Consider the following 24,694-nt stretch of genomic DNA (forward strand, 5'->3'; position numbering starts at 1 on the left):
GGATGACCGACGAACGCCGCAGCATCGAACAGCGCGGCCTGTACTACGAGGAGTTCGACCCCGACGTGCGCTACCTGCACCGCCCGGGCCGCACGGTCACCGAGGCGGACAACGTGCTCTTCACCACTCTCACCATGAACACCCAGGCGCTGCACCTGGACGCAGCCTGGTCGGCAACCCAGCCGTTCGGGCAACGGCTGGTCAACTCCATGTTCACCCTGTCGACCCTGGTCGGCAGCTCGGTCGCGCAGCTCACCCAGGGCACCATCGTCGGCAACCTGGGGTTCTCCGAGGTGACCTTCCCGCATCCGCTCTTCCACGGTGACACGCTCTACTCGGAGACCATCGTGACCGGCAAACGGTTGTCGGCCTCCCGGCCCGGCCAGGGTCTCGTCACGCTCAGCCACACCGGGCGCAACCAGACCGGCGACGTCGTCGCCACGGCCGTGCGCACGGTGCTGGTCTGGTGCGAGGAGGTGGCCCCGTGAGCTTCGACCTCGGGCCGGCGCTGCTGTTCTGCCCGGCCGACCGCCCCGACCGGTACCGCAAGGCTGCCGACCGGGCCGACGCGGTGATCATCGACCTCGAGGACGCCATCCTGCCGGCCAACCGGGCCAGGGCCCGGGGCGCGCTGATCGGGCATCCGCTCGACCCGGAGCGCACGATCGTGCGGGTCAACCCGGTCGGCACCCCCGACTTCGCCCTCGACCTCGCCGCGCTGGAGGAGACCGCGTACCGCACCGTGATGCTGCCCAAGACCGTGGATGCGTCCCAGTTGCGCCCGCTGGCCCGGTTCGAGGTGGTCGCCCTCTGCGAGACCGCGGCCGGGGTGCTCGCCGCCCCGTCGATCGCGGCCGAACCGAACGTCGTCGCGCTGATGTGGGGCGCGGACGACCTGGTGGCCTCCCTCGGCGGAAGCTCGAGCCGGTTCGCCGACGGCAGCTACCGGGCCATCGCCCGGCACGCGCGCTCGGCCGTGCTGCTGGCGGCCGGGGCGCACGGGAAGGCCGCCGTCGACGGCGTGTTCCTGGCCATCCCCGACCTGGCCGGCCTGGCCGCCGAGGTCGCCGACGCCGTGGCGAGCGGGTTCCGGGCCACCGCCTGCATCCACCCGAGCCAGGTGGCCGTGATCCGGGATGCGTTCCGGCCCACCGAGGAGGAGGTCGCCGCCGCCTGGGCGCTCCTGGAGGCCGCCGCGGGCGAGGACGGCGTCTTCGCCTACCAGGGCCGGATGATCGACTCGCCCCTGCTCCGGCACGCCGAGGCGGTGCTGCGGCGGGCGGCGCCGACCGACTGACCCTCCGCCCCGCCCCCGGCCGCCCCACCTCGCCGAACTGTGAGGTGTGCAGGTTTTCGGCCGCGAAAACGGTGCACAACTCACAGTTCGGCGGCGCGGTGAGGCGGCGCGGTCAGGCCGCGCTGGCGGCGAGGGTCTTCTCGATCGCGCGCACGATCTCGTCGGATTCGGGCTCGACGGTCGAGGCGAACCGGTCGACGATCTCCCCGGTCGGGCTGACCAGGAACTTCTCGAAGTTCCACTTGATCAGGCCGGGGAGCAGGCCGCTCTTGAACTTCGTGAGCTGGGCGTAGAGCGGATGCTGGTTCTTGCCGCGCACGTCCACCTTCTCGGTCAGCGGGAACGTGACGCCGAAGTTGAGCTGGCAGAAGGATTCGATCGACGCCTCGTCGCCGGGCTCCTGGCCCAAGAACTGGTTGCACGGCAGGCCGAGCACGACCAGGCCGTCGTCCGCGTACTTCTCGTAGAGCGCCTCCAGGCCGGCGTACTGCGGGGTGAACCCGCACTTGGAGGCGACGTTCACGACGAGCACCGTCTTTCCCCTGAACTGCCCGAAGGAGGTCTCGGTGCCGTCGATGAGGGTGAGGGGGGTCTCGTAGAGTGCGCTGGCTGACATGAGGCGATGCTAACGGTGCACCCTTCGAGATCGCTGGGCGGACGGCCGGGGCAACGAGGCAGGACACGGCAACCGGGGCGCCGAACTGCCGTCCGCGGCCCGGTGCGGTAGGCTGGGGAGTCGCCATCATCGCGCCTGCCCGGCATCGGCAGCCACCAGATCGCGACTCCGCCGCCCTCGAGCCGGCCCCGGGCACTGTTGCCCATCGGGCGGCCAGACCGGCCACGTCCCCCAGGACGAGGCGCGAATCCGAACTTTGCACCACCCGTTCACCAGGACCGCACACCGGCCCACCTACCGAGACCTGACTGCCTTGCGCGCGGTCTCACCCTGAGAAATGAGTTTCATTGACCAAGCACCAGCTTGACCTGTCCACGCCGCCGGCGCTGCCGAAGCGAGGCCTCCGGATCACCCCGCTCGGCGGCCTCGGTGAGATCGGCCGCAACATGACCGTCTTCGAGCACAAGGGCAAACTGCTCATCGTCGACTGCGGCGTGCTCTTCCCCGAAGAGACCCAGCCCGGCATCAACGTGATCCTGCCCGACTTCTCCGCCATCCGCGGGCGGCTGCAGGACATCGAGGCGATCGTGCTCACCCACGGCCACGAAGACCACATCGGCGGCGTCCCGTACCTCCTGCGCGAGCGCAAGGACATCCCCATCATCGGGTCCGAGCTCACCCTCGCCTTCCTCAGCGCCAAGATGGAAGAGCACCGCATCGTCCCGCGCCTGATCCAGGTCAAGGAAGGGCAGCGCCGCAAGGCCGGCCCGTTCGACCTCGAGTTCCTCGCCGTGAACCACTCGATCCCCGACGGGCTCGCCATCGCCATCCGCACCGAGGCCGGCCTGGTGCTCGCCACCGGCGACTTCAAGATGGACCAGTTCCCGCTCGACAACCGCCTCACCGACCTGCCCGGCTTCGCCAGGCTCGGCGAGGAGGGTGTCGACCTGTTCATGACCGACTCGACCAACGCCGAGGTTCCCGGCTTCACGATGACCGAGGAAGACATCCGTCCGGCCATCGATTCCGTCTTCCGCACCGCACCGCGCCGGATCATCGTCTCCAGCTTCGCGAGCCACGTGCACCGCATCCAGCAGGTCATCGACGCCGCCGCCCGCCACAACCGCAAGGTCGCCTTCGTCGGCCGCTCGATGGTGCGCAACATGGCCATCGCCGAGAAGCTCGGCTTCCTCAAGGTGCCCAAGGGCCTCATCGTCGACGTCAAGGCGTTCGACCGGATGAAGGACGACAAGGTCGTGCTCATCTGCACCGGCTCGCAGGGCGAGCCGATGGCGGCCCTGTCGCGCATGGCGAACCGGGAACACCAGATCAAGATCGGCGAGGGCGACACCGTGCTCCTGGCCAGCTCGCTGATCCCCGGCAACGAGAACTCGATCTACCGGGTCATCAACGGCCTCACCCGCTGGGGTGCCAACGTCGTGCACAAGGGCAACGCCCGGGTGCACGTCTCCGGTCACGCCAGCGCCGGCGAGCTCGTCTACTGCTACAACCTCGTCAAGCCGAAGAACGTCATGCCGATCCACGGCGAATGGCGCCACCTCAAGGCCAACGGTGAACTCGCCGTTCGCACCGGCATTCCGGAGGAGCAGGTCCTGATCATCGAGGACGGCGTCGTCGTGGACCTCGTCGACGGCCTGGCCCGGATCACCGGCCGAGTCGCCTGCGAACTCGTCTTCGTCGACGGCATGACCGGCAACGGCGGAGTCACCGTCGGCAGCGGCGCCACCGAGGAAGCTCTCGCCGACCGCCTGCAGCTCTCCAACGACGGTGCCGTGACCATCCTCGGCATCCTGGACACCCGCACCGGCGTGCTCACCGAACCGGTCGAATTCATCGCGCGCGGCTTCGTGCAGGACAGGGAATGGATCGCCGGCGCCACCAAGTCGATCGACGACGCCCTCCGCGCCGCCAACAAGATCAAGATCGTCGACGGGCCGCAGCTCGAGGACATCTTCACCCAGAGCGTGACCCGGTGGATGCAGCGCAAGTACCGCCGCATCCCGGTGATCACCTCGGTCGTCGTCGACGCGTGAGCGGATGCCGCCGGGCCCCCAGCCCGGCGGCCTCCGTCTTCGCCGAACCCGGAAGTGATATCGCCCCATGACTCCTGAACTGCCCAGCCGGAAGAAGGCGCGTCGTCGAACGCGCCGCCGGTCGATCGTACTGGTCTCCGCCGCCGTCATCGTGGCCCTGCTCGCGACGACCCTGGTCGCCTTCGTCATCAGCCTGCCCGACGACCTGGCCATCGGCCGGTTGTCGCAGAAGAGCAACGTCTACGCCACCCGGAGCGACGGCACGCCGCAGTTGCTGGCGTCGTTCTACGACCAGAACCGGGTCGAGGTCGCCTCGGATGCGATCAGCCCGTTCGTGAAGGATGCGGCGACCTCCGCCGAGGACCCCGGCTTCTACGACCACGGCGGCGTGGACATCTGGGGGACGGTCTCCGGTCTCGTGTCGACCCTGGTGACCGGGACGGCCCGCGGCGGGTCGTCGATCACCCAGCAGTATGTGAAGAACGTGCTCGTGCAGAAATGCGAGACCCTGGCCGACGAGGCGAAGCGGGCCAGCTGCTACGACACCGCGACGGAGACGAGCCCCGACCGCAAGCTCAAGGAGATGAGCCTCGCGATCGGGCTGGAGAAGAAGTCCTCCAAGGCCGACATCCTGCGCCAGTACCTGAACATCACCGGTTTCGGCGGGTCCGTCTACGGCATCGAATCCGCGGCGAACTACTACTTCAACACGACGGCCGCCGCGCTGACCCTGCCGCAGGCGGCCAGCCTCGTGGCGATCGTGAACAACCCGGTCAAGTTCCAGCTCGACAAGCCGGAGAGCGCCACCAACGGTGCGGCCACCGGCTACGCGGACAACAAGGAACGGAGGGACTACATCCTCGGCGAGATGCTCAAGCACAAGAAGATCAGCACGGCCGACCACGACGCCGCGATCGCCTCGCCGATCACCCCGACCATCACCGAACCCAGCACCGGCTGCCAGAGCGCCGCCGGCAGCGCCTACTTCTGCGACCTGGTGCTGCGCACGCTGCGCAACGACCCGGCCTTCGGCGCGGATCGCGCCACCCGGCTGGCCAACTTCCGGCTCGGCGGCTACAACGTCTACACCACCCTGGACCTCGACCTGCAGGCCGCCGCCGAGACGACCATGACCGAGAACGTCCCGAAGTCCTTCGAGGACTGGGATGTCGGCGGCGTCATCTCGAGTGTGGGCGTCGGCACCGGACGGGTGCTCGCGATGACCCAGAACAAGGATTACACCCAGGATCCGGCCGTGGCCGCCGCCAACCCCAATGCCACGGGCATCAACTTCAACACCGACTCCGACCAGGGTGGGTCGAAGGGGTTCCAGACCGGGTCGACCTACAAGGTCTTCACCCTGGCCGAATGGCTCAAGGAGGGCAACTCCCTCGCCGACTCGGTCAGCTCCCGGCAGCGCTCGGACTGGGGCGTCTTCCAGGACAGCTGCAACGGACCCCAGGAATACGGCACGAGTTTCGACCCCAACAACGACGCCTCCTACGAGAACGGGTCGTACTACTCCGCCCTCCAGTCGACGATCAGCTCGATCAACACCGGGTTCATCGGCATGGCGAAGAAACTCGACCTGTGCGGCATCCGCAAGACCGCCGAAGCCTTCGGCGTGCACCGGGCCGACGGGGATCCGCTCCAGCAGGGTGCCGCGTCGGTGCTCGGCACCAACGAGATCGCCCCCCTGACCATGGCGGCCGCGTACGCCGGGATCGCCAACCAGGGGACCACCTGCAGCCCGATCCTGATCGACCGGATCGTCGGGCCGGACGGCGCGGAGATCCCCGCCCCCACGTCGACCTGCACGCAATCCGTCAGCCCGGACGTCGCGGCCGCGATGGCCTACGCGATGCACCGGGTGATGACCAGCGGCACGGGGACGGCCTCGAACCGGGCGACCGACCCGGAGGTGCCGATGATCGGCAAGACCGGCACCACCGACGAGAACAAGGACACCTGGATGGCCGGGGCGAGCACCAAGGTCGCCACCGTCGTCGGCGTCGTGACTGTGTCCGGCGCCGGGCAGGACCAACGGGACACCTACTTCGACAACGGCCAGGCAGCCACCGCCCGGCACCGGATGTGGCCCGACATGATGAGCGTCGCCAACGAGAAATTCGGCGGCGACGAGTTCCCCGAGCCGCCGCGGAGCATGACCCGCTGACCTGCCCCGGCGGTTCGCCCCCGGGTCAGTGCGCGGCGGCCACCTCCGGGCTGCCGGTGGCAAGGTCCTCGAGCAGCAGTTCCGGGTGGTCGCGCACCGTGTTGCGCAGTCGCCAGACCGTGCTGAACAGAGCGAGCAGGGTGCCGTCCGAACGCATCAGCACCTCGACCTGCCGGTCGTGGCCCAGGATCAGCGCGCTCTCCCGGTCGGTGCGCCTGGCGATCTGGTAGGGCAGGGCCTCCGAACGGATGGCCGCGCCGAAGTCGTGGGTCATCCGCTCCTCGACCACCTCGAACTGCATCGGCCCGACCGCGCCGAGCACGGGGGACTGGTCACCGCGCAGATCGGAGCGCATCACCTGGATGACCCCCTCGTGGTCGAGCTGGTCGATCCCGCGGCGGAACTGCTTGTGCTTGCTGCTGTCTGCCGAGCGCACCACCCGGAAGTGCTCCGGGGCGAACATCGGCAGCGGCGGGTACTCCACCGGGTCGCCCTCGAAGATCGAGTCGCCCACCCGCAGTGCTGAGGCGTTGACCAGGCCGACGATGTCGCCGGGCCAGGCCTCATCGGCCACCTCGCGTTCCCGGCCGAACAGGTGCTGCGCGTACTTCGTGGCGAACGGCCGGCCGCTGGCCGCGTGGGTGACGATCATGCCGCGGCGGAACTGCCCTGAGCAGACCCGGACGAAAGCGACGTGGTCCCGGTGGGAGGCGTTCATGCCGGACTGCACCTTGAAGACGAAGCCGGAGAACGCGCTGCCGACGGGGCGGTGGCCGCCGGAGGCGTCCTCGCGTGCCTCGGCGGCCGGGGCGAAGTCGACCAGGGTGTCGAGGATGTGCTGCACCCCGAAGTTGAGCACGGCGGCGGCGAAGAGCACGGGGGTGGTCTCGTTGGCCAGGAACCTGGCCTCGTCGTGGTCCTGGTCCTCCTCGGTGAGCAGCTCCGACTCCTCGGTCGCGGTCTGCCAGGCGTCGCCCTCGGCGGCGGCGGCGACATCCGCGCTCACCCGTTCGAAGCCGGCGGCCTTCGCGCCGCCGGCGGTGCGGGTGAACCGCACGAACTCGTGGCTGGAACGCTCGATCACGCCGCGGAAGTCCCCGGCGATCCCGACCGGCCAGGTCAGCGGAGTGGGGATCAGGCCGGTGCGCCGGCGGATCTCATCCATCAGGTCGAGCGCCTCGGCGCCGGGGCGGTCCCACTTGTTGATGACGGTGATCACGGGGAGGTTGCGCTGCCGGCAGACCTCGAACAGCTTCATGGTCTGCACCTCGAGGCCCTTGCTCGCGTCCACGAGCATGACGGCGGCGTCGACGGCCGAGAGCACCCGGAAGGTGTCCTCGGAGAAGTCGGCGTGGCCGGGGGTGTCGACGAGGTTGATCACGGCGTCGCGGTACTCGAACTGGATCGCCGCGCTGGTCACCGAGATGCCGCGGGCCTGCTCCATCGCCATCCAGTCGGACACCGTGCCGCGGCGCCCCGCCTTGCCGTGGGTGGCCCCGGCGGTGGTGATGGCACGCGCGTGCAGCAGCAGCGCCTCGGTGAGCGTCGACTTCCCCGCGTCGGGGTGGGAGATCACGGCGAACGTGCGGCGTCGTCGAGCCTCAGAGAGTACCTCGGGCGTGGACAGGCCGATGGGCTGCGTCATGGATCCTTCTTTCACGGGCGATTCAGGCCGGCGGAGGCGACGCCTCTGCGGCGGCCAGGTCAGAATCGTTCCCCTCCAACTCTAACTTGACCCGCGAGAGGCTCGTTTCGGGCCCGGGACCCCACGGTTTGGTAACGGTTAGGGCGTGTCCTTTGTCTGAACGGGTGCGGGGGTTATTGTCGGCACTGAGCGGAGGGAGTGACGGATGCCCCGACCGGCCATGCACGGACACGGCACGCGGCCCGTGAGCGCGCCGTCCACCGGGCCGGCAGCGTTGCAGGGCCCGCCCGCCATCTCGCTCCCCATCCCCGTATCCGTCTCCGTGCAGTCCCTGCCGACGCCGAAGAGCCTCCGCCGCACCATCGCCGACACCGACCTCACGGTCCACCCGCTCGCCCTCGGCACGAGCGTGTTCGGCTGGACGGCAGACGGGGAGACCAGCGCCCGGGTGCTCGATGCGCACCGCGACCTCGGCGGCAACTTCCTCGACACCGCCGACAGCTACACCTCCGGGCGAAGCGAGGTGATCGTCGGCAACTGGCTGCGCTCCCGCGGCGCCCGCGACGGCACCGTGATCGCCACCAAGATCGGCAAGAACCGGGACAACCCCGGGCTGTCGCCGCGCAGCATCATCGGCGCCGTGCAGGCCTCGCTCGACCGGCTCGGCACCGACTACATCGACCTTCTGCACTTCCACTTCGACGATCCGACCGTTCCCCTGGAGGAGAGCCTCGGCGCCGTCGACGTGCTCATCCGCAGCGGCCAGGTGCGCTACCTCGCCGCGTCGAACTTCTCCGCCGAACGCCTGATGGAGGCCCGGGTGCTCGCCGCCAACGGTCTGCCCCGGTTCGTGGCGCTGCAGACCCAGTACAGCCTGCTCCACCGCGCGCCGTTCGAGTCCTCGCTGGCGCTGGTCACCCGGGCGCAGGGCATGTCGGTGCTGCCCTACTTCGCTCTCGCGCACGGCTTCCTGGCCGGCCGCTACCGGTCGAAGGCCGACCTGCAGAAGACGACCCGCGCCGCCCGCGCCGCCAAATACGTCACCCGCACCGGGCTGCGGATGCTCGCGGTCGTCGACCGCATCGCCGAGGAGCACGCCGTGGCCCCGGCGACCATCGCGATCGCCTGGCTCCTCGCCCGCGGCCAGGTCGTCGCCCCGGTGGCCAGCGCCAGCCACCCCGACCAGGTGGAGGCGCTCCTGGCCGCCGCCGGCATCCGCCTGACCCGCGGCGACATGGTGGACCTGGACCGGGCCTCGGCCTAGCGACGCCGCCGCGACGCCCAGGGGCGACGCCCGCCCTGGCGGAATCGGGTCGCCCGCGGGCGCGAGTCGGGCCTCGGCCGCGCAGGCCCGGTGACGTAGGGTGGGGGAGATATGAACGGTGCCGTTGAGTTTCCCCTGGACCTGGCCGAACTCTCCTTCCGAGCGGCCGGTGAGTCCCTCGTACGCCGCAGCGTGCTGCCGAGCGGTGTGCGCATTGTCAGCGAGCACGTGCCCGGCAGTCGCAGCCTGACCATCGGCTACTGGGTCGCCGTCGGCTCCCGCGACGAGGAGCCCGGCCATTTCGGGTCGACCCACTTCCTGGAGCACCTCCTGTTCAAGGGCACGGCGAAGCGCACCGCGCTGGACATCGCGATCGCCTTCGACTCCGTCGGCGGCGAGCACAACGCGATGACCGCCAAGGAGTACACCTGTTACTACGCCAAGGTGCAGGACCGTGACCTGCCGATGGCGGTCGAGGTGCTCACCGACATGCTCACCTCGTCGCTGCTGGACCCGGTCGAGTTCGAGAACGAACGCGGCGTCATCCTCGAAGAACTCGCCATGGCCGACGACGACCCGTCGGACGTCGCGAACGAGCGTTTCTTCGAGGCCGTGATGGGGGAGCATCCGCTCGGCCGGCCGATCGGCGGCAGCCCCGACACGATCCGGGCCGCCACCCACGCCGCCGTGCACGAGCACTACCGGGCCAACTACCGACCCCAGGACCTCGTCGTCACGGTGGCCGGGGCGGTCGACCACGACGTGCTCGTCGCGTCCGTGACTCGTGCCCTCGCCCTGGCCGGCTGGGACCTGAGCGAATACGCCGCGCCCGTCGGCCGCCGCTCCGGCAGCCCGGCGGGCATCAGCCAGGGTGCCCGGCTCACGATCGTTCCGCGGCCGCTGGAACAGGCCAACCTCCTGATGGGGTTCCCCGGCCTCCTCGCCACCGACGACCGGCGCGTCACGATGAGCGTGCTGAACTCCATCTTCGGCGGCGGCATGTCCTCCCGGCTGTTCCAGGAGGTGCGGGAGAAGCGCGGCCTGGCCTACTCGGTCTACTCCTTCGCCCCCGGCTACTCCGACGCCGGATTGTTCGGCATGTACGCCGGCTGCACGCCGGCGAAGGCCGGCCAGGTCGCCGAGCTGATGCTCAGCGAGCTGCACCGGCTCGCCGAGCACGGCGTCACCGCCGACGAGATGAAGCGGGCGTCGGGCCAGCTGTCGGGGGCATCCGCCCTCGCCCTCGAGGACTCCGACACCCGGATGTCCCGGCTGGGCCGTTCCGAGATCACCCTCGGTGAGTTCATCGACCTCGATGAGGCGCTCCGCCGCCTTGCCCTGGTCACCGCCGCGGACGTCCAGGCGCTGGCCGTCGACCTGGCGGCCGGCCCGCTATCGATCGCGGCCGTCGGCGCGCTGGAGCCCGACGCCTTCGCGGCCATCCTGCAGGACCCGCTCCGCTCCTGACTCCCCGCCAACCGACTCCGGCGCAGACGCCGGCATCCGACCCGGCCGCCCACCGCTCACCCGGGCGCCGTGAATCGAAAGAGAACAACTTGCCCCACTACATCTACCTCGTGCGCCACGGTGAACAGCAGGATGCCGAACACGGCCTGCCGGACGGCCCGCTGTCCGCGCGCGGCAAGCGCCAGGCCCAGCTGATCGCTGAGCGCCTCGGCGGGGTGCCGTTCACGGCCGCGTACCATTCCCCGCTGCAGCGGGCCGCGGAGACGGCGAAGATCATCGCCCAGCGCCTGCCCGCGCTCACGCCCGAACCCTCGGCGCTGCTCTTCGACTGCATTCCGTCCGGCAGGGCGCCGGAGACGCCGACGGCCTACGCCCCGTTCTTCGGTGCGGTCACCGAGGCGGAGATCGAGGCCGGGAGCGCCCAGATGGAGGACGCCGTCGCCGAGTTCCTCCAGCCGAGGCGCGGGGAACACCACGACCTGCTGATCACCCACAACTTCGTCATCGCCTGGTTCGTGCGCGAGGTGCTCGGCGCACCGGACTGGCGCTGGATCAGCATCAACCAGGCCAACTGCGGCCTCACGGTGCTGCACCAGAAGCCCGGCCGGCCGTGGACCATGGTCACCCACAACGACACCGGGCACCTCCCCGTGGAGCTGCGCACCGGCCTGCCCGACCCGCTCCTTTTCTAGCGGCGCGCTTCCAGCGGCGCGCTTCCAGCGGCGCGCTCCCGGCGGCGCGCTCTTGGCGAAGCGCGCCCGGACGGCCTCAGACGAGGAGCTTGCGGTACCAGTTGGTGGCGTTCGGGTTGTCGTTGTAGGGGGTGCAGTCCTCGTACCCGGCGCTCGAGTAGAGCACCCCGGCCGCTGTCAGGCTCGCGTTCGTGTCGAGCACGAGCTCGTCGGCGCCGAAGTCCCGCGCCCGCCGTTCCAGCTCGGCGAGCAGGACGCGGCCCCAGCCCCGGCCACGCACCTGCGGCTGCAGCCAGAGGTGCTTGACCTCGTAACGCACCCGGCCGGCCGGCGAATCCGCGATCCGGCGGATGCCGCCGCACCCCACGAACGCGCGTTCCCGTTTGCCGGGCTCCTCGCTGACCAGCAGGAACACCCCGTTCGGCTGCACGAACTGGCCCGGCGTCGGGAAGGTGGTGCGGTAGGCACCCTGATCGGCCGGGAAGCTCGACTCACGATCACTGAAGTACTGGGTGAGCAGCACGATCGAGCCGGCATCCGTCACCGACACGTCGCTGAAGGCCGGGGCTGGAGAATCGGACATGGGTCAAGGCTACTTCGCCCGGCCGCTGCGGCAATGGCCCGCCGCCCTTGGTAGATTGGACCCATGACAACACGGGTGGCCATCGTCGGCGTAACGGGAACGATGGGCCGCCTCGTCGCCGCACTGGTCGAGAAGACGGACGGCTACGACCTCGTCGCCGGGCTGAACTCCGCCAGCGACCTGGCCGAGATGCTCGGCGCCGACGTGGTGATCGACCTGACCGTGCCCCGGGCCAGCCAGGGCGTCGTCGACTTCGCCGTCGACCATGGGCTCCGTGTGCTCGTCGGCACCTCCGGCTGGTCGCAGGAGCGGATCGACGCCCTCGCCCGCCGCATCGCCGGGCGCGACGACACCGGCGTGGTCATCATCCCCAACTTCTCCATCGGCTCGGTCATCGGCACCGCGCTCTCGGCCATGGTGGCCCGGTTCTTCGACTCGATCGAGATCGTCGAGGCGCACCAGGCCGGCAAGGTCGACTCGCCGTCGGGCACCGCGGTGCGCACGGCCGAACTGATCGGGCGGGCCAGGGCCGGCCTCGGGCCGGTGTCCGCGCCGCACATCGACCAGCGAGCCCGCGGCCAGCAGGTCTCCAGCGTCCCGGTGCACAGCCTCCGGCTCGAGGGGCTGCTCGCCCGCCAGGACGTCATCTTCGGCGGCACGGGGGAGACCCTCACGATCAGCCACAACACCCTCTCCGCGGCTGCCTACGAGCGCGGTATCCTGCTGGCCCTCGCCGCGGCCGTGTCGGCGCGCGGCGTGACGGTCGGGCTCGACCAGGTCGTGGACCTCGGCCTCGGGGAGCCGGTCCGGCCGGATGCCCCGGCGGAACCGGGACCGGACGACTCCACACCCGACGGCGCCGTTCCCGACGGCTCTGTTCTCGACAGTCCAGGCGCCGGCGCATGAAGGGCCGCCTGGCCGTCGTCCCGATGGCCCTCCTCCTGGCGTTCTACCTGGTCCTCGTCGGCTGGCGCGCGGTGCTGTTCGTGCAGAGCGGCGACCCCGTCGGCATCCTGATCGGGGTGGCGCTGATCATCCTGCCGCTGATCGGGGTCTGGGCGCTCGTGCTCGAACTCCGGTTCGGCCGAGACTCCGAACGCCTCGTGCGGCAGCTGGAGTGCGAGGGCGGCCTCCCCGTCGAGGACCTGCCCACCCGTCCGAGCGGACGGCCGCTCCGGGACGCCGCCGACGCGCAGTTCCCCCGGTTCACGGCTGCAGTGGATGCCGCCCCCGGCGACTGGCGGGCCTGGTTCCGCCTCGGACTGGCCTACGACGCGTCGGGGGACCGTCGCCGGGCCCGCGGCGCCATCCGCACCGCCATCGCCCTCGAACGCTCCATGCACGCGGTCGCGCCGCCCCGGTAACGGTAGTGTGACGCGCCGGGCCTGGTCAGGGCTGGGCGAGCATCCAGTCGACGGCCTCGGCCGCGGTGCGCTGGGAGAAGACGAAACCGTCGTTCTGCAGCAGGGTCGAATCGACCTGCTGGTCGGCCAGCAGCAGTGCGCGCGCGGCGTCCTGCAGGGCGAGGGTGAGCACCAGCTCGGGCACCGGGATCCGGAACGGGCGGTGCAGGGCCGTGGCCACGGCCTTGATCACGTCGTTCGAGCTGGCGGGGGTCGGGCCGACCAGGTTCACCGAGCCGGACAGTGCCGAACCGAGCAGGTGCACGATCGCGGCGGCCTCGTCGTGCAGGCTGATCCACGGCCAGTGCGCGGTGCCGCGGCCGAGCGGACCGGCCACGCCCAGGCGGACCAGCGGCAGCAGCGGCCGCAGCGCGCCGCCCCGGGCGATGACCAGCCCGGTGCGGAAGGTCACGACCCTGGTCTGCTCCGGCGCACGAGCGGCCTCGGCCTCCCAGGCGGCGACGACGCCGGCCAGGAAATCGGTGCCCGGAGCGGACTGCTCGGTGAGCACCTCGCCGGGGCGGTCGCCGTAGATGCCGACCGCGGAGGCGTTGAGCAGCACGGCCGGCGGGTGGGCGCTTCGCCGCATGGCGTCGGTGAGCGTGCGGGTGGCCTGCACCCTCGACTCGAGGATCTGCCGCCGGTACCCGGGGGTCCACGGCAGCCGGGCGAGAGACGCGCCGGACAGGTTGATCACCGCATCCACCTGCCCGAGCGCGGCCTCGTCCAGGGTCAGCGCGGCGGGATTCCAGCGGAATTCATTGGGCGTCCGCGGGTCGCGGCGCACCAGGCGCGCGACCGTGTGGCCCGCCGCGCCGAGCTGGCGGCAGACCTCGGTGCCGATCAGGCCGGAGGCCCCGGAGACCAGAACTCGCATGAACGCCCGGCCCTGCTAGGCCAGCTCGGCTTCGATCGTGATCGGGATTCCGGCCAGCGCCTTGGAGATCGGGCAGTTGGTCTTCGCGTCCGCGGCGAAGGCCTCGAACTCCTCCTCGGTCAGGCCGGGCACGCTGGCGCTGACGAGGAGATGACTGCCGACGACGCCGACCCCGGCCTCGAAGGTGACCGCCGCGGTGGTCTGGATGCTCTCCGGCGTGTGACCGGCTGCGCTGAGGCCGTTGGCGAGGGCCATCGAGAAGCAGGCGGAGTGGGCCGCGCCGAGGAGTTCCTCCGGGTTGGTCGTGTTCGGGCTGCCGACGGACCTGGCCTGCCAGGTGACCGGGAATTCGGCGGCGTGCGATGAGTCGAGGGAGACGGTGCCCTGGCCGGACTTCAGATCGCCGGTCCAGACGGTGGTCGCTTCGCTGGTCAATGCCATGGTGTTACCTCCTGAGTGAACCTCCAGCCTAGCCATGGGGGCCGGCGGCAGGGGGCCTTCCCGTCTGGGAATCGGCAGGGAGGCCGCTACCCGGCGCTGGCCGGCCCTCGGCCGAGCAGCCCGGACCGCACCAGCAGCAGGTACAGCTGGCAGCCGAGGCAGTAGTCGAACACGGCGTTGAGGAAGGCCGCGACGAACGCGGCCGCCGCGGCGATGCCCACGGCCGGCGCCAGGCCGACCAGGCCGAGCACGACGCCGACGAGGGTGACCAGCAGGCCGACGCCCTGCGCGAACGTCGGCGGGGCGGGGTTCTCCAGTTCACCCGGCGGGGCCAGCCGGGGCCGCACGAAACGCTTGAACAGCAGACCCCAGGGGTGCCGGCCGGCGCCCGCGATCGCGCCCCAGGCGAACAGGGCGGCCAGCACGACGAGGAGCGAGAGCGCGGCGGCGGATGCCCCGGTCAGCGACAGGAACACCACCACGAGCAGCAGCACGGCGGTGATCCCGGCGCCGAACCGCGGGCCGCGCGGGTCGAGGTCGGGCCGGCGGGGGCGGGGCGCACCCGCTCCGGCCGCGGGCGTGCCGGGTTCAGCGGGCAAGAGTGGCATGGCGGCTCCCGGGGAGGTCGTCGAGGTGGGCGATGATTCCGGCCTTGTGCGGGGCACCGCCGACCCGGGCCTGCACCCGCCCGGTCCGGTCGAGGATCAGCGTGGTCGGGGTCTGCAAGACCTGGAACCGGCGGGCCAGGTCGGCCCGGTGGGTGAGGTCCACCTCGACGTGCACGACGCCGGGCCGGGACCGGGCAACGCCGGCGAGCATCCGGTGGGTGCCGGGGCAGCGGGAGCAGTGTTCGGTGGAGAACTGCACCAGGGTGGCTTCCGCGCCGAACTGGGCGGTGCTGGCGACATCCGCCGGGGTGAGCGCGGGCGCCTCCGCCACCTCGGTGAAGCGCCCCTGCCGGGCGCGCCAGGCCAGGCCGAGGCCGGTCGCGGCGGCCACGAGCGCCAGCACACTGCCGAGGGCGAGAATCGGATCCATCCCGCAACGGTACGGGCGTCCCGGACCGGCCGGGGGAGTGTGACGACAGGTTACGGCGCAGGCCCGGCCGCGCCGGGCACCGCGTGCGCTCTCGCACCGTGACCGATAGCCTGTAATTCGTGTCTACGTCCTATAACCCTTTCGGCCAGGTCCTCGTCGCCCTGGTCACTCCCTTCACTGCCGACGGCGAAGTCGACTGGGCGGGAGTGGCGAAACACATCGACGACGTGATCACCGCCGGCGCCGACGGCATCGTCGTCACCGGCACCACCGGGGAGACGTCCACCCTGACCGATCCGGAGAAGATCAGGCTGGTCGAGGTCGGCAAGGACGTCGCGGCCGGCCGGGCCAAGATCATCACCGGCGGCGGCTCCAACGAGACCGCGCACGCCATGCAGCTCGCCCGCCAGAGCGAGAAGGCCGGCGCCGATGGCAACATGATCGTCACCCCGTACTACAACAAGCCCACCCAGTCGGGCATCCTCACCCACTTCCGGATGATCGCCGACGCCACCGACCTGCCGGTGATCCTCTACGACATCCCCAGTCGCACCGGCGTCCCGATCAACTACGAGACCATCCTGCGCGCCGCGAAGCACCCGAACATCCTCGCCGTCAAGGACGCCAAGGGCGACCTGGCCCAGGTCAGCCGGGTGCTCAATCAGACCGACCTGCTCTACTTCTCCGGCGACGACCCGAATGTGCTGCCGCACCTGTCGATCGGGGCGACCGGCCTGATCGGCGTCACCGCGAACATCGCGGCCACGCCGTACCGCCAGATGGTGGATGCCGTCAACGCCGGCGACCTGAAGACGGCGACCGCCGCGCACCGCCAGCTCGAACCCCTCGTGCGGGCCTGCATGACCCACGTCCCCGGCACCGTCGCGGTCAAGTACATCCTGCACGGCCTCGGCCGGATCGGCAGCCCGCGGGTGCGCCTGCCCCTGGTCGGCCCGGAGGACTTCGAGGCCGCGCAGATCGAGGACGAGATCGACCTGGTCAAGAACATCCCCGGGGTCGACTTCTCCAACTTCCGCCCCGACCGCAACGCCGCCGCGGGCGGCGCGCTGCCGAAGATCGCCGGAACAACACGCTAATCACGCCACCGACCCCCTAGGAGGGCCCATGCCCATCGACGTCTACGACCCGGCCCCTCTCGAACCGGGCACGCTGCGGGTCATCCCGATCGGGGGTCTGGGCGAGATCGGCCGCAACATGACCTCGTTCGAGATCGACGGCAAGATCCTCATCGTCGACTGCGGGGTGCTGTTCCCCGAGGAGCATCAGCCGGGCGTCGACCTCATCCTGCCCGACTTCAGCCCGATTAGGGACCGCCTCGACGACATCCTCGGGGTCGTGCTCACCCACGGGCACGAGGACCACATCGGGGCCGTGCCGTATCTGCTCAAGCTGCGGCAGGACATCCCGTTGATCGGGTCGGGGCTGACCCTCGCCTTCATCGAGGCGAAGCTCAAGGAACACCGGATCACCCCGTACACCCTGCAGGTGAAGGAGGGCCAGAAGGAACGCCTCGGCCCGTTCAACCTCGAGTTCGTCGCCGTCAACCACTCGATCCCCGACGCCCTGGCCGTGGCGATCAAGACCGTCGCCGGCACCGTGCTGCACACGGGCGACTTCAAGATGGACCAGCTGCCGCTCGACCACCGGCTGACCGACCTGCGCGAATTCGCCCGGCTCGGCACCGAGGGCGTCGACCTCTTCCTGGTCGACTCCACGAACGCGGATGTCCCGGGCTTCACCCCCTCCGAGCGCCTGATCGGCCCGGTGCTCGAGGACGTCATCGCCCGTGCCCCGCGCCGGGTGATCGTCGCCAGCTTCTCCAGCCACGTGCACCGGGTGCAGCAGGTGCTCGACGCCGCCTACGCGAACGACCGCAGGGTGGCCCTGCTCGGCCGGTCGATGGTGCGCAACATGACCATCGCCGCCGAGCTCGGCTACCTGCGGGTGCCGGAGGGGGTGCTGGTCGATTTCAAGAAGGCCGGCAGCATCCCCGACGACAAGATCGTCTATATGTCCACCGGGTCGCAGGGCGAGCCGATGGCCGTGCTCAGCCGGATGGTGAACATGGACCACCAGGTCGAGGTGGGCCTCGGCGACACGGTCATCCTCGCCTCCAGCCTGATCCCCGGCAACGAGAACGCGGTCTACCGGATCATCGACGGGCTGACCAAGCTCGGTGCCACCGTCGTGCACAAGGGCAACGCGAAGGTGCACGTCTCCGGGCACGCCGCCGCCGGCGAACTGACCTACTGCTACAACATCCTCAAGCCGAAGAACGTGCTGCCCGTGCACGGGGAGTACCGCCACCTCGTCGCCAACGCCAAGCTCGCCGTAGAGACCGGGGTGCCCGACGCGAACGTGATCCTCGCCGAGGACGGCACCGTGCTCGACCTGCGCGCCGGCGTCGTGCGGAAGGTCGGCCAGCTCGACCTGGGCTACGTCTACGTCGACGGGTCGAGCGTCGGCGAGATCACCGACGCCGACCTCAAGGACCGCCGCACCCTCGCCGAGGAGGGGTTCATCTCGATCATCATCGTGGTCGACGCCTCCACCGGCAAGGTTATCGTCGGCCCGGAGATCCACGCCAAGGGATTCGCCGAGGACGCCTCCGTCTTCGACGCCGTGCGGCCCAAGATCGAGGCTGCCCTGGCCGAGGCCGCGCAGAACGGGGTGCGCGACACGCACGCCCTGCAGCAGATCGTGCGCCGCACGGTCGGCCGCTGGGTGAACGTGGCATTCCGCCGCCGCCCGATGATCGTCCCGCTGGTGATCGAGGCGTAGCCCGCCCTGGCGCTCAGACCGGAGAAATTCGCGCCACGCGGGTTTCCCGGGCGCCGGGCACGGCGTGTCGCGAAAAACTCCATCCCGAACGTGCGGGACGACAACCGGGCGCAATCGCGTGGGCGTGGGGTGACCCGGATGTCCGAGGGCGACGGTACCGTAGATTCCATGGCTACGAGCACTAAGTCGACCGGGCGCGCCCGCACCTCGCCTGCGCGCGGCACGGCCGCGCGAAAGCCCGCCCAGAAGACCCAGACCCAGAAGACCGTCAAGTTCACGGCTGGCGACCCCGGCCCCGGACTGTTCGCCCGGATCTGGATGGCGCTCGCCCACGTCACCGGCGGCGCCGCGCGCGCCCTCGGCCCCGAACAGCTCTCCAAGGAGGAACGCCGAGACGGCCTGCCCTTCTTCCTCGTACTCCTGGCCATCGCGGGCGCGGTGATCGAATGGTTCCTGATCAACAGTCCCGTCGCGCAGACCCTCGACGCCTGGACCTTCGGCGGCCTGTTCGGCCGGGTCGCATTCGCGCTGCCCGTGATCATGCTGTTGTTCGCGGTCTGGCTTTTCCGCAACCCCAGCTCGGTGCACGACAACGGCCGGATCGGCATCGGCCTGTCGCTGCTGCTCGTGTCGGTCTCGGGCCTCTGCCACATCTTCGGCGGCCAGCCGGCGCCCAGCGACGGCATGGAGGTGCTCGCCCTGTCCGGCGGTGTGATCGGCTGGATGATCGCCGCGCCGCTGATCTACCTGACCACCGCCATCGGCGCCACCATCGTCGTGATCCTGCTGCTGGCCCTCAGCCTCTTCATCATCACGAAGACCCCGCCGAACCGGATCGGCGCGCGCAGCCGTGAGCTCTACGCCTGGCTGTTCGGCGCCCAGCTCCCCGACCCAGAGGAACGCGCGGCCGCCCGTGAGGCGAAGCTGGAGAAGACCGTGCAGGTCGAATTCGACGGCGTCGACGAGGACACCAGCACCCTGCCCTGGTGGCGGCGCAACACGAGCAAGCGCGAGGAAGACCCCGATTTCAGCAGCCCGGTCAGCACGGATGCGCACCCCGCCGGCGAGGCGGAGCCGCCGGCATCCGACCCGCTGAGCACCCTGCTCGGCGGCGACGGCCGCGGCAGTTTCGCCACCGCCCTGGAGGGTGCCCAGCCGGCTGCGGGCGGCGACAAGGACCACGGCGACTCTGACCACTACGGCACCGAGGTGCTCGAAGACCTCATCCGCGCCGAGGACGCCATCAAGCGCTTCACCGGCGAGATCGACGTGCAGCGCGGCTCGGCCACGGGCCTGTACGCCGACGACCCGACCGGGCTCACCGAGGTACTCCCCGGTTTCGACGAGCTCGACGCGGCCGCTCTTGCCCCGCGCCCCGAAGCCGCCGCCCCGGAGCCGGCAGCCCCCTACCAGCTGCCGTCGAACACGACGCTGACCAAGGGCCCGCCGGCGAAGGCCCGCTCTGCCGCGAACGACGAGATCGTGAAGTCGATCACCGAGGTGCTCCGCCAGTTCCAGGTCGACGCGAAGGTCACCGGGTTCTCCCGCGGCCCCACCGTCACCCAGTACGAGATCGAGCTCGGCCCGGGCGTCAAGGTGGAACGGGTCACCGCGCTGAGCAAGAACCTCTCCTACGCGGTCGCCTCGAACGAGGTACGCATCCTCTCGCCCATCCCGGGCAAGAGCGCCATCGGCATCGAGATCCCCAACACCGACCGCGAGATCGTCACCCTCGGTGACGTGCTCCGCTCCGGCACCGCGACCAACAGCACCCACCCGATGACCATCGGCGTCGGCAAAGACGTCGGCGGCGGATTCGTCATCGCCAACCTTGCCAAGATGCCCCACCTGCTCGTGGCCGGTTCCACCGGCTCCGGCAAGTCGAGCTTCGTGAACTCGATGATCACCAGCCTGCTGATGCGCGCCAAGCCCAGCGACGTGCGGATGGTGCTGATCGACCCGAAGCGGGTCGAACTCGCCGCCTACGCCGGGGTGCCGCACCTGATCACGCCGATCATCACCAGCCCGAAGAAGGCCGCCGAGGCCCTGCAGTGGGTCGTCAAAGAGATGGACATGCGCTACGACGACCTGGCCAGCTTCGGCTTCCGCCACATCGACGACTTCAACAAGGCCGTCGTGAACAACGAGATCGTGCTGCCCGCCGGCAGCGCCCGCACCCTCAAGCCCTACCCCTACCTCCTCGTCGTCGTCGACGAGCTCGCCGACCTGATGATGGTCGCCCCGCGCGACGTCGAGGACTCGATCGTGCGCATCACCCAGCTCGCTCGCGCCTCCGGCATCCACCTCGTCCTGGCCACCCAGCGGCCCAGCGTCGACGTCGTCACCGGCCTGATCAAGGCGAACGTGCCGTCCCGGCTCGCCTTCGCCGTGACCAGCGTCACCGACTCCCGGGTCATCCTCGACCAGCCGGGCGCCGACAAGCTGATCGGCCAGGGTGACGCCCTGTTCCTGCCGATGGGGGCGTCCAAGGCCATCAGGGTGCAGGGCGCCTGGGTCAACGAGGCCGAGATCGAACGGGTCGTCAAGCACGTCACCCAGCAGGCCCGCCCCGACTACCGGCCGGATGTCTCGATGGTCGCCCCGCGCAAGGAGATCGACTCCGACATCGGCGACGACCTCGAGGTGTTGCTCGCCGCTGCCGAACTCGTCGTCTCCACCCAGTTCGGCTCCACGTCGATGCTGCAGCGGAAGCTGCGGGTCGGCTTCGCCAAGGCCGGCCGGCTGATGGACCTGCTCGAGTCCCGGGAGATCGTCGGCCCGTCCGAGGGCTCGAAGGCCCGGGACGTGCTCGTCACGGTCGAACAGCTGCCGAGCGTGCTCGCACTGCTCCGCGGGTCGGACGAGCAGCACCACGCGGCCAGCGCGAACGCGCAGGCCGCCGCGGCACACCAGGCCGACAGTGCCCCTGACTCCCGGTACGCCGGCGACCCGGTCGCGAAGATGTCCGAGGGGTACCCTGAAGAAGAGGCTGCCCCCGATGAGGATGCCTGGCAACTGACCGACAGGGAATGACCGATGGCCACACCACTCACGCCCGTCGCGCGCCCCGGCAACTGGAATCTGCCCAACCTGATCACGGTGGTGCGCATCCTGCTGGCACCCGTGTTCATCTGGCTGCTCCTGGCCGACGCCGGCCAGGACGGCGCCCTCCGCTGGGCCGCCGCAGTGCTCTTCATCCTCGCCATCGCGACCGACGGGATCGACGGCGCGATCGCCCGCCGCAACAACCAGGTCACCGACCTCGGCAAGCTCCTCGACCCGATCGCGGACAAGGTGCTCACCGGTGGGGCGCTCGTGTCCCTGTCCATCCTCGGCGAATTGTGGTGGTGGGTGACCATCGTCATCCTCGTGCGCGAAATCGGCATCACCGTCTTCCGGTTCGTGATGCTGAAGGACCGGGTCATCCCCGCCTCACGGGGCGGCAAGCTCAAGACCGTGCTGCAGTCCGTGGCGATCTCGCTGGCCCTCGTGCCGCTCTGGCTGCTGCTGGGTGACTGGGTGCACTGGGTGAATGGGGCGGTCATGGCCGCGGCGCTGGTCGCGACCGTGATCACCGGGGTCGACTACCTCCTCGCCGCCCGCCGCGACAACCGCGGCGCCCCGGCCGCGCCCTGACGCCGATGACCGCTGTGCCCGACCTGACGGCCGATCTGATCGGTGCGCTGACCGCGGCCGGCCTGACCATCGCCGTCGCCGAGTCGCTCACCGGTGGCCTGCTCACGGCCGAACTCATCCGGATCCCCGGGGCGTCCCTCTGCGTCAACGGGGGAGTCGTGGCCTACCAGACCGAGCTCAAGCACACCCTGCTCGGCGTGGACCCGGCGCTCCTGGCCGAACACGGGCCGGTGCATCCGGAGGTCGCCATCCAGATGGCCCGCGGTGTGCGCACCAGGCTCTCGACGGCCGGCCGCGACGCCGACCTGGGCATCGCGACCACCGGCGTCGCCGGCCCAGACCCGCAGGGCGGGCACCCTGTCGGCACGGTCTTCCTCGGGCTGTCCCGCGGCGGCGAGGGGTGGGCGATTCCGCTCCGCCTGGCCGGTGACCGGGCGGCGATCCGGGCGCAGACCGTGGCCAGGGCGGTCGAAGCTGTGCACACCCTGATAGCCGGTTCCCGCCCGGAATAGTTCATGCGACACGGCGGTTACACCGAGCAGATTCACAAGAAAAGCCCAGTAGTCGTCGGTAGTCTCGGGGTGTCGGATGAATGTAGTACTGTAGGCCATCCGCCACACCAGACACCAGATGACCGTAGTTCACAAGTGGTACTGAAAAGGTACGAGAAGGAGGTTCCGATGATTCTTGTAAGACAGGAAATCGGCGATGTGCTCAGGGACTTCCGCCTGCAGAAAGGGCGCACTCTGCGTCAGGTTGCGAGCAAGGCCAGCGTGGCCCTCGGCTACCTGAGCGAGGTCGAACGCGGTCAGAAGGAAGCGTCCTCCGAAATTCTGGCCTCCGTCGCAGACGCGTTGGAGACCCCGATCTCGGTCATCATGCGCGAGGTCGGCGACCGTCTCGCGGTCATCGAGGGAATCGACCGTTTCCCCGACACCGTTCCGGACGAACTGGTCGCCAACTTCGACACCGGTCTGATGGTTCGCTGACGCTTGCGGCAGCGATTCCTGTGCTCCCCGCATGCGCCTGAGTGAGTTCCGGCAGGCCCTGAACGACGAGTTCGGCGAAGGTTACGGTCGCGTGCTCACCCGGGACCTCATCCTCACCGCCTTCGGGCGCACCGCCGACCAGGCACTGGCCGGCGGTGCGTCGGCACGCGATGTGTGGCTTGCGCTCTGCGCCGAAACGGACGTCCCGAAGAGCCGCTGGTACGGCGCGGGGCTTCCCGCCGCGCGGAAATAGCACCCGCTCCGTCGACACCCGCTCCGTCGACACCCGCTTCGTCCGGCGCGGCGCCGGTGAGTTTCGACGACACGCCCGATTCGAGAGCCAAAAGCTCGAATACGTGTTCGCATCTTGCTAGGCTCCTCAACAGCAGACGTCGACGACGGATTGTGCACGTGCACCGCGGTTTCCGGCCGATGTCGGAGGTGCGGCGTACAGTCGGTTTTCGTCAGAGACAGACAGCGAATGCCTTGTCGAGAGCGGCACCCGGGGTCTTCCCGGTCGCCGCGGTCGACAGCCTATAGGCGCCGAAACGCACGACCGAAGGAGTCCACCATGGCATCAGCAGCAGACCGCGAGAAGGCACTCGACACCGCGCTCGCCCAGATTGACCGCCAGTTCGGCAAGGGCTCGGTCATGCGTCTGGGCAGCGACGAGCGCGCCCCCGTCGAGACCATCTCCACCGGATCCATCGCCCTGGACGTCGCGCTCGGGATCGGTGGGCTCCCGCGCGGCCGCATCGTCGAGATCTACGGCCCGGAGTCCTCCGGCAAGACCACGCTGACCCTGCACGCGATCGCCAACGCGCAGAAGGGCGGCGGAATCGCCGCTTTCATCGACGCGGAACACGCCCTCGATCCTGAATACGCGAGGAAGCTCGGCGTCGACATCGACGCCCTCCTGGTCTCCCAGCCCGACACGGGTGAACAGGCGCTCGAGATCGCCGACATGCTCGTGCGAAGCGGCTCGATCGACCTGATCGTCATCGACTCCGTCGCCGCGCTCGTGCCCCGCGCCGAGATCGAGGGAGAGATGGGTGACTCGCACGTCGGACTCCAGGCCCGCCTGATGTCCCAGGCGCTGCGCAAGCTCACCGGTGGCCTCAGCCAGACCAACACCACCATGATCTTCATCAACCAGCTGCGCGAGAAGATCGGCGTGTTCTTCGGCAGCCCCGAGACCACCGCCGGGGGAAAGGCGCTCAAGTTCTACGCCTCGGTCCGACTGGACATCCGCCGGATCGAAACCCTCAAGGACGGCACCGAAGCCGTCGGTAACCGCACCAGGGTCAAGGTCGTCAAGAACAAGATGGCGCCGCCGTTCAAGCAGGCCGAATTCGACATCATCTACGGCATCGGCATCTCCCGGGAGGGCAGCCTGATCGACTTCGGCGTCGACCAGGGCATCGTCAAGAAGTCCGGAGCCTGGTACACCTACGACGGCGACCAGCTCGGCCAGGGCAAGGAGAACTCCCGGAACTTCCTGCTCAAGAACCCCGACATGGCCAACGAGATCGAGAAGAAGATCCTCTTCAAGCTTGGCGTCGGCCCCGAAGGTGCCGCAGCCAAGAAGGCCCAACTCGCAGCCGACGCCGCTGCAGCCGCAGTCACGGCTGCCGCCGCAGCCGCGGCCAAGGAGGCCGGCCTGGACGCCAAGTCCGTCCCGGCGAAGCTCGCAGCGCGCAAGGGCGCGTAGCCG

At 69.9% G+C, this 24,694-nt stretch carries 24 protein-coding genes; 17 read left to right on the plus strand and 7 right to left on the minus strand.

Translation table 11 applies throughout. The features are described from left to right. Window positions 1-2 precede the first annotated feature (2 nt). A complete protein-coding gene (locus E3O48_RS06500; protein ID WP_134510476.1) occupies window positions 3-488 on the plus strand; it encodes a MaoC family dehydratase in 486 nt (161 codons plus the stop codon). Next, complete coding sequence (locus E3O48_RS06505) at window positions 485-1,297, plus strand: CoA ester lyase (RefSeq protein WP_134537771.1); 813 nt, start codon at window positions 485-487, stop codon at window positions 1,295-1,297. Before E3O48_RS06500 ends, E3O48_RS06505 begins: the two co-directional genes overlap by 4 nt. 112 nt (window positions 1,298-1,409) lie before the next feature. On the opposite strand, the gene E3O48_RS06510 is transcribed toward E3O48_RS06505, so the two are convergent. Then, complete coding sequence (locus E3O48_RS06510; RefSeq protein ID WP_134537772.1) at window positions 1,410-1,913, minus strand: glutathione peroxidase; 504 nt, start codon at window positions 1,911-1,913, stop codon at window positions 1,410-1,412. 347 nt (window positions 1,914-2,260) lie between these two features. Here E3O48_RS06510 and E3O48_RS06515 point away from each other — a divergent pair, with 347 nt between their 5' ends. Together E3O48_RS06515 and E3O48_RS06520 are read left to right on the plus strand one after the other, a co-directional pair. Next, window positions 2,261-3,967 carry a ribonuclease J gene (locus tag E3O48_RS06515; RefSeq protein WP_198413036.1) on the plus strand — a complete coding sequence of 569 codons (1,707 nt, stop codon included), beginning with the start codon at window positions 2,261-2,263 and terminating at the stop codon, window positions 3,965-3,967. Window positions 3,968-4,034: 67 nt separating this feature from the next. Further along, window positions 4,035-6,143: a transglycosylase domain-containing protein gene (locus E3O48_RS06520; protein ID WP_134537773.1), complete on the plus strand. Its 2,109-nt coding sequence runs from the start codon at window positions 4,035-4,037 to the stop codon at window positions 6,141-6,143. 25 nt (window positions 6,144-6,168) lie between these two features. On the opposite strand, the gene E3O48_RS06525 is transcribed toward E3O48_RS06520, so the two are convergent. Next, a complete protein-coding gene (locus tag E3O48_RS06525; protein WP_134537774.1) occupies window positions 6,169-7,788 on the minus strand; it encodes a peptide chain release factor 3 in 1,620 nt (539 codons plus the stop codon). 205 nt (window positions 7,789-7,993) lie between these two features. Between E3O48_RS06525 and E3O48_RS06530 the strand changes: the two genes are divergently transcribed. The 3 genes from E3O48_RS06530 (at window position 7,994) to E3O48_RS06540 (ending at window position 11,211) form a co-directional block, all read left to right on the plus strand. Then, a complete protein-coding gene (locus tag E3O48_RS06530; RefSeq protein WP_134537775.1) occupies window positions 7,994-9,052 on the plus strand; it encodes an aldo/keto reductase in 1,059 nt (352 codons plus the stop codon). Window positions 9,053-9,163: 111 nt separating this feature from the next. After that, window positions 9,164-10,519 (plus strand): pitrilysin family protein, encoded by a 1,356-nt coding sequence (locus E3O48_RS06535; protein WP_134537776.1) that lies wholly within the window; start codon window positions 9,164-9,166, stop codon window positions 10,517-10,519. A gap of 89 nt (window positions 10,520-10,608) precedes the next feature. Beyond that, window positions 10,609-11,211, plus strand: a complete 603-nt coding sequence (locus E3O48_RS06540; protein ID WP_134510483.1) for a histidine phosphatase family protein — start codon at window positions 10,609-10,611, stop codon at window positions 11,209-11,211. A 76-nt stretch (window positions 11,212-11,287) separates the two neighbouring features. On the opposite strand, the gene E3O48_RS06545 is transcribed toward E3O48_RS06540, so the two are convergent. Next, window positions 11,288-11,794 carry a GNAT family N-acetyltransferase gene (locus E3O48_RS06545; RefSeq protein ID WP_134537777.1) on the minus strand — a complete coding sequence of 169 codons (507 nt, stop codon included), beginning with the start codon at window positions 11,792-11,794 and terminating at the stop codon, window positions 11,288-11,290. Between the two features lie 63 nt (window positions 11,795-11,857). Between E3O48_RS06545 and dapB the strand changes: the two genes are divergently transcribed. Both dapB and E3O48_RS06555 read left to right on the plus strand, forming a co-directional pair. After that, on the plus strand, window positions 11,858-12,700 hold the full coding sequence (gene dapB, locus E3O48_RS06550) for a 4-hydroxy-tetrahydrodipicolinate reductase (protein ID WP_134537778.1): 843 nt from the start codon (window positions 11,858-11,860) through the stop codon (window positions 12,698-12,700). After that, window positions 12,697-13,158 (plus strand): tetratricopeptide repeat protein, encoded by a 462-nt coding sequence (locus E3O48_RS06555; protein WP_134537779.1) that lies wholly within the window; start codon window positions 12,697-12,699, stop codon window positions 13,156-13,158. Before dapB ends, E3O48_RS06555 begins: the two co-directional genes overlap by 4 nt. Window positions 13,159-13,183: 25 nt before the next feature. Here the strand turns inward: E3O48_RS06555 and E3O48_RS06560 are convergent, their stop codons facing one another. The 4 genes from E3O48_RS06560 to E3O48_RS06575 all read right to left on the minus strand — a co-directional run bounded on the left by E3O48_RS06560 (window position 13,184) and on the right by E3O48_RS06575 (window position 15,553). Further along, the gene (locus E3O48_RS06560; RefSeq protein ID WP_134537780.1) at window positions 13,184-14,074 is read right to left on the minus strand and encodes a TIGR01777 family oxidoreductase; all 891 of its coding nucleotides are present in this window, start codon (window positions 14,072-14,074) and stop codon (window positions 13,184-13,186) included. Window positions 14,075-14,089: 15 nt separating this feature from the next. Next, a complete protein-coding gene (locus E3O48_RS06565) occupies window positions 14,090-14,515 on the minus strand; it encodes an OsmC family peroxiredoxin (protein ID WP_134537781.1) in 426 nt (141 codons plus the stop codon). Window positions 14,516-14,601: 86 nt separating this feature from the next. Continuing rightward, window positions 14,602-15,123 (minus strand): DUF4395 family protein, encoded by a 522-nt coding sequence (locus tag E3O48_RS06570; protein WP_134537782.1) that lies wholly within the window; start codon window positions 15,121-15,123, stop codon window positions 14,602-14,604. Then, a complete protein-coding gene (locus tag E3O48_RS06575) occupies window positions 15,104-15,553 on the minus strand; it encodes a thioredoxin family protein (RefSeq protein WP_134510490.1) in 450 nt (149 codons plus the stop codon). Before E3O48_RS06575 ends, E3O48_RS06570 begins: the two co-directional genes overlap by 20 nt. A 119-nt stretch (window positions 15,554-15,672) precedes the next feature. Between E3O48_RS06575 and dapA the strand changes: the two genes are divergently transcribed. From dapA to recA, 8 genes are all read left to right on the plus strand, one after another. Next, window positions 15,673-16,650, plus strand: a complete 978-nt coding sequence (gene dapA, locus E3O48_RS06580) for a 4-hydroxy-tetrahydrodipicolinate synthase (RefSeq protein ID WP_134537783.1) — start codon at window positions 15,673-15,675, stop codon at window positions 16,648-16,650. A gap of 28 nt (window positions 16,651-16,678) precedes the next feature. Beyond that, window positions 16,679-18,355 carry a ribonuclease J gene (locus E3O48_RS06585; protein ID WP_134510492.1) on the plus strand — a complete coding sequence of 559 codons (1,677 nt, stop codon included), beginning with the start codon at window positions 16,679-16,681 and terminating at the stop codon, window positions 18,353-18,355. A 168-nt stretch (window positions 18,356-18,523) separates the two neighbouring features. Then, complete coding sequence (locus E3O48_RS06590) at window positions 18,524-21,388, plus strand: DNA translocase FtsK (protein WP_134537784.1); 2,865 nt, start codon at window positions 18,524-18,526, stop codon at window positions 21,386-21,388. 3 nt (window positions 21,389-21,391) lie between these two features. After that, the gene (gene pgsA / locus E3O48_RS06595) at window positions 21,392-21,991 is read left to right on the plus strand and encodes a CDP-diacylglycerol--glycerol-3-phosphate 3-phosphatidyltransferase (RefSeq protein ID WP_134537785.1); all 600 of its coding nucleotides are present in this window, start codon (window positions 21,392-21,394) and stop codon (window positions 21,989-21,991) included. 5 nt (window positions 21,992-21,996) lie between these two features. Further along, window positions 21,997-22,503, plus strand: coding sequence for a CinA family protein (locus E3O48_RS06600; RefSeq protein ID WP_134537786.1), 507 nt, complete (start codon window positions 21,997-21,999; stop codon window positions 22,501-22,503). Window positions 22,504-22,671: 168 nt separating this feature from the next. Beyond that, window positions 22,672-22,980, plus strand: a complete 309-nt coding sequence (locus E3O48_RS06605) for a helix-turn-helix domain-containing protein (RefSeq protein WP_134510496.1) — start codon at window positions 22,672-22,674, stop codon at window positions 22,978-22,980. A gap of 31 nt (window positions 22,981-23,011) precedes the next feature. Further along, on the plus strand, window positions 23,012-23,233 hold the full coding sequence (locus E3O48_RS06610) for a DUF3046 domain-containing protein (RefSeq protein WP_134537787.1): 222 nt from the start codon (window positions 23,012-23,014) through the stop codon (window positions 23,231-23,233). A gap of 318 nt (window positions 23,234-23,551) precedes the next feature. After that, window positions 23,552-24,691, plus strand: coding sequence for a recombinase RecA (gene recA / locus E3O48_RS06615; protein ID WP_134510498.1), 1,140 nt, complete (start codon window positions 23,552-23,554; stop codon window positions 24,689-24,691). The last annotated feature ends 3 nt before the right edge of the window (window positions 24,692-24,694 follow it).

Source organism: Cryobacterium sp. HLT2-28 (assembly GCF_004402495.1).
In the GTDB taxonomy this organism is placed as follows: domain Bacteria; phylum Actinomycetota; class Actinomycetes; order Actinomycetales; family Microbacteriaceae; genus Cryobacterium; species Cryobacterium mannosilyticum.

What these genes read in the sequence shown, in the direction of transcription:
- E3O48_RS06500 (WP_134510476.1), top strand. Translation starts at nt 3, where the DNA reads ATGACCGACGAACGCCGCAGCATCGAACAGCGCGGCCTGTACTACGAG.
- E3O48_RS06510 (WP_134537772.1), bottom strand. Translation starts at nt 1,913, where the DNA reads ATGTCAGCCAGCGCACTCTACGAGACCCCCCTCACCCTCATCGACGGC.
- E3O48_RS06520 (WP_134537773.1), top strand. Translation starts at nt 4,035, where the DNA reads ATGACTCCTGAACTGCCCAGCCGGAAGAAGGCGCGTCGTCGAACGCGC.
- E3O48_RS06525 (WP_134537774.1), bottom strand. Translation starts at nt 7,788, where the DNA reads ATGACGCAGCCCATCGGCCTGTCCACGCCCGAGGTACTCTCTGAGGCT.
- E3O48_RS06530 (WP_134537775.1), top strand. Translation starts at nt 7,994, where the DNA reads ATGCCCCGACCGGCCATGCACGGACACGGCACGCGGCCCGTGAGCGCG.
- E3O48_RS06535 (WP_134537776.1), top strand. Translation starts at nt 9,164, where the DNA reads ATGAACGGTGCCGTTGAGTTTCCCCTGGACCTGGCCGAACTCTCCTTC.
- E3O48_RS06545 (WP_134537777.1), bottom strand. Translation starts at nt 11,794, where the DNA reads ATGTCCGATTCTCCAGCCCCGGCCTTCAGCGACGTGTCGGTGACGGAT.
- dapB (WP_134537778.1), top strand. Translation starts at nt 11,858, where the DNA reads ATGACAACACGGGTGGCCATCGTCGGCGTAACGGGAACGATGGGCCGC.
- E3O48_RS06555 (WP_134537779.1), top strand. Translation starts at nt 12,697, where the DNA reads ATGAAGGGCCGCCTGGCCGTCGTCCCGATGGCCCTCCTCCTGGCGTTC.
- E3O48_RS06560 (WP_134537780.1), bottom strand. Translation starts at nt 14,074, where the DNA reads ATGCGAGTTCTGGTCTCCGGGGCCTCCGGCCTGATCGGCACCGAGGTC.
- E3O48_RS06565 (WP_134537781.1), bottom strand. Translation starts at nt 14,515, where the DNA reads ATGGCATTGACCAGCGAAGCGACCACCGTCTGGACCGGCGATCTGAAG.
- E3O48_RS06570 (WP_134537782.1), bottom strand. Translation starts at nt 15,123, where the DNA reads ATGCCACTCTTGCCCGCTGAACCCGGCACGCCCGCGGCCGGAGCGGGT.
- E3O48_RS06575 (WP_134510490.1), bottom strand. Translation starts at nt 15,553, where the DNA reads ATGGATCCGATTCTCGCCCTCGGCAGTGTGCTGGCGCTCGTGGCCGCC.
- E3O48_RS06585 (WP_134510492.1), top strand. Translation starts at nt 16,679, where the DNA reads ATGCCCATCGACGTCTACGACCCGGCCCCTCTCGAACCGGGCACGCTG.
- E3O48_RS06590 (WP_134537784.1), top strand. Translation starts at nt 18,524, where the DNA reads ATGGCTACGAGCACTAAGTCGACCGGGCGCGCCCGCACCTCGCCTGCG.
- pgsA (WP_134537785.1), top strand. Translation starts at nt 21,392, where the DNA reads ATGGCCACACCACTCACGCCCGTCGCGCGCCCCGGCAACTGGAATCTG.
- E3O48_RS06600 (WP_134537786.1), top strand. Translation starts at nt 21,997, where the DNA reads ATGACCGCTGTGCCCGACCTGACGGCCGATCTGATCGGTGCGCTGACC.
- E3O48_RS06605 (WP_134510496.1), top strand. Translation starts at nt 22,672, where the DNA reads ATGATTCTTGTAAGACAGGAAATCGGCGATGTGCTCAGGGACTTCCGC.
- E3O48_RS06610 (WP_134537787.1), top strand. Translation starts at nt 23,012, where the DNA reads ATGCGCCTGAGTGAGTTCCGGCAGGCCCTGAACGACGAGTTCGGCGAA.
- recA (WP_134510498.1), top strand. Translation starts at nt 23,552, where the DNA reads ATGGCATCAGCAGCAGACCGCGAGAAGGCACTCGACACCGCGCTCGCC.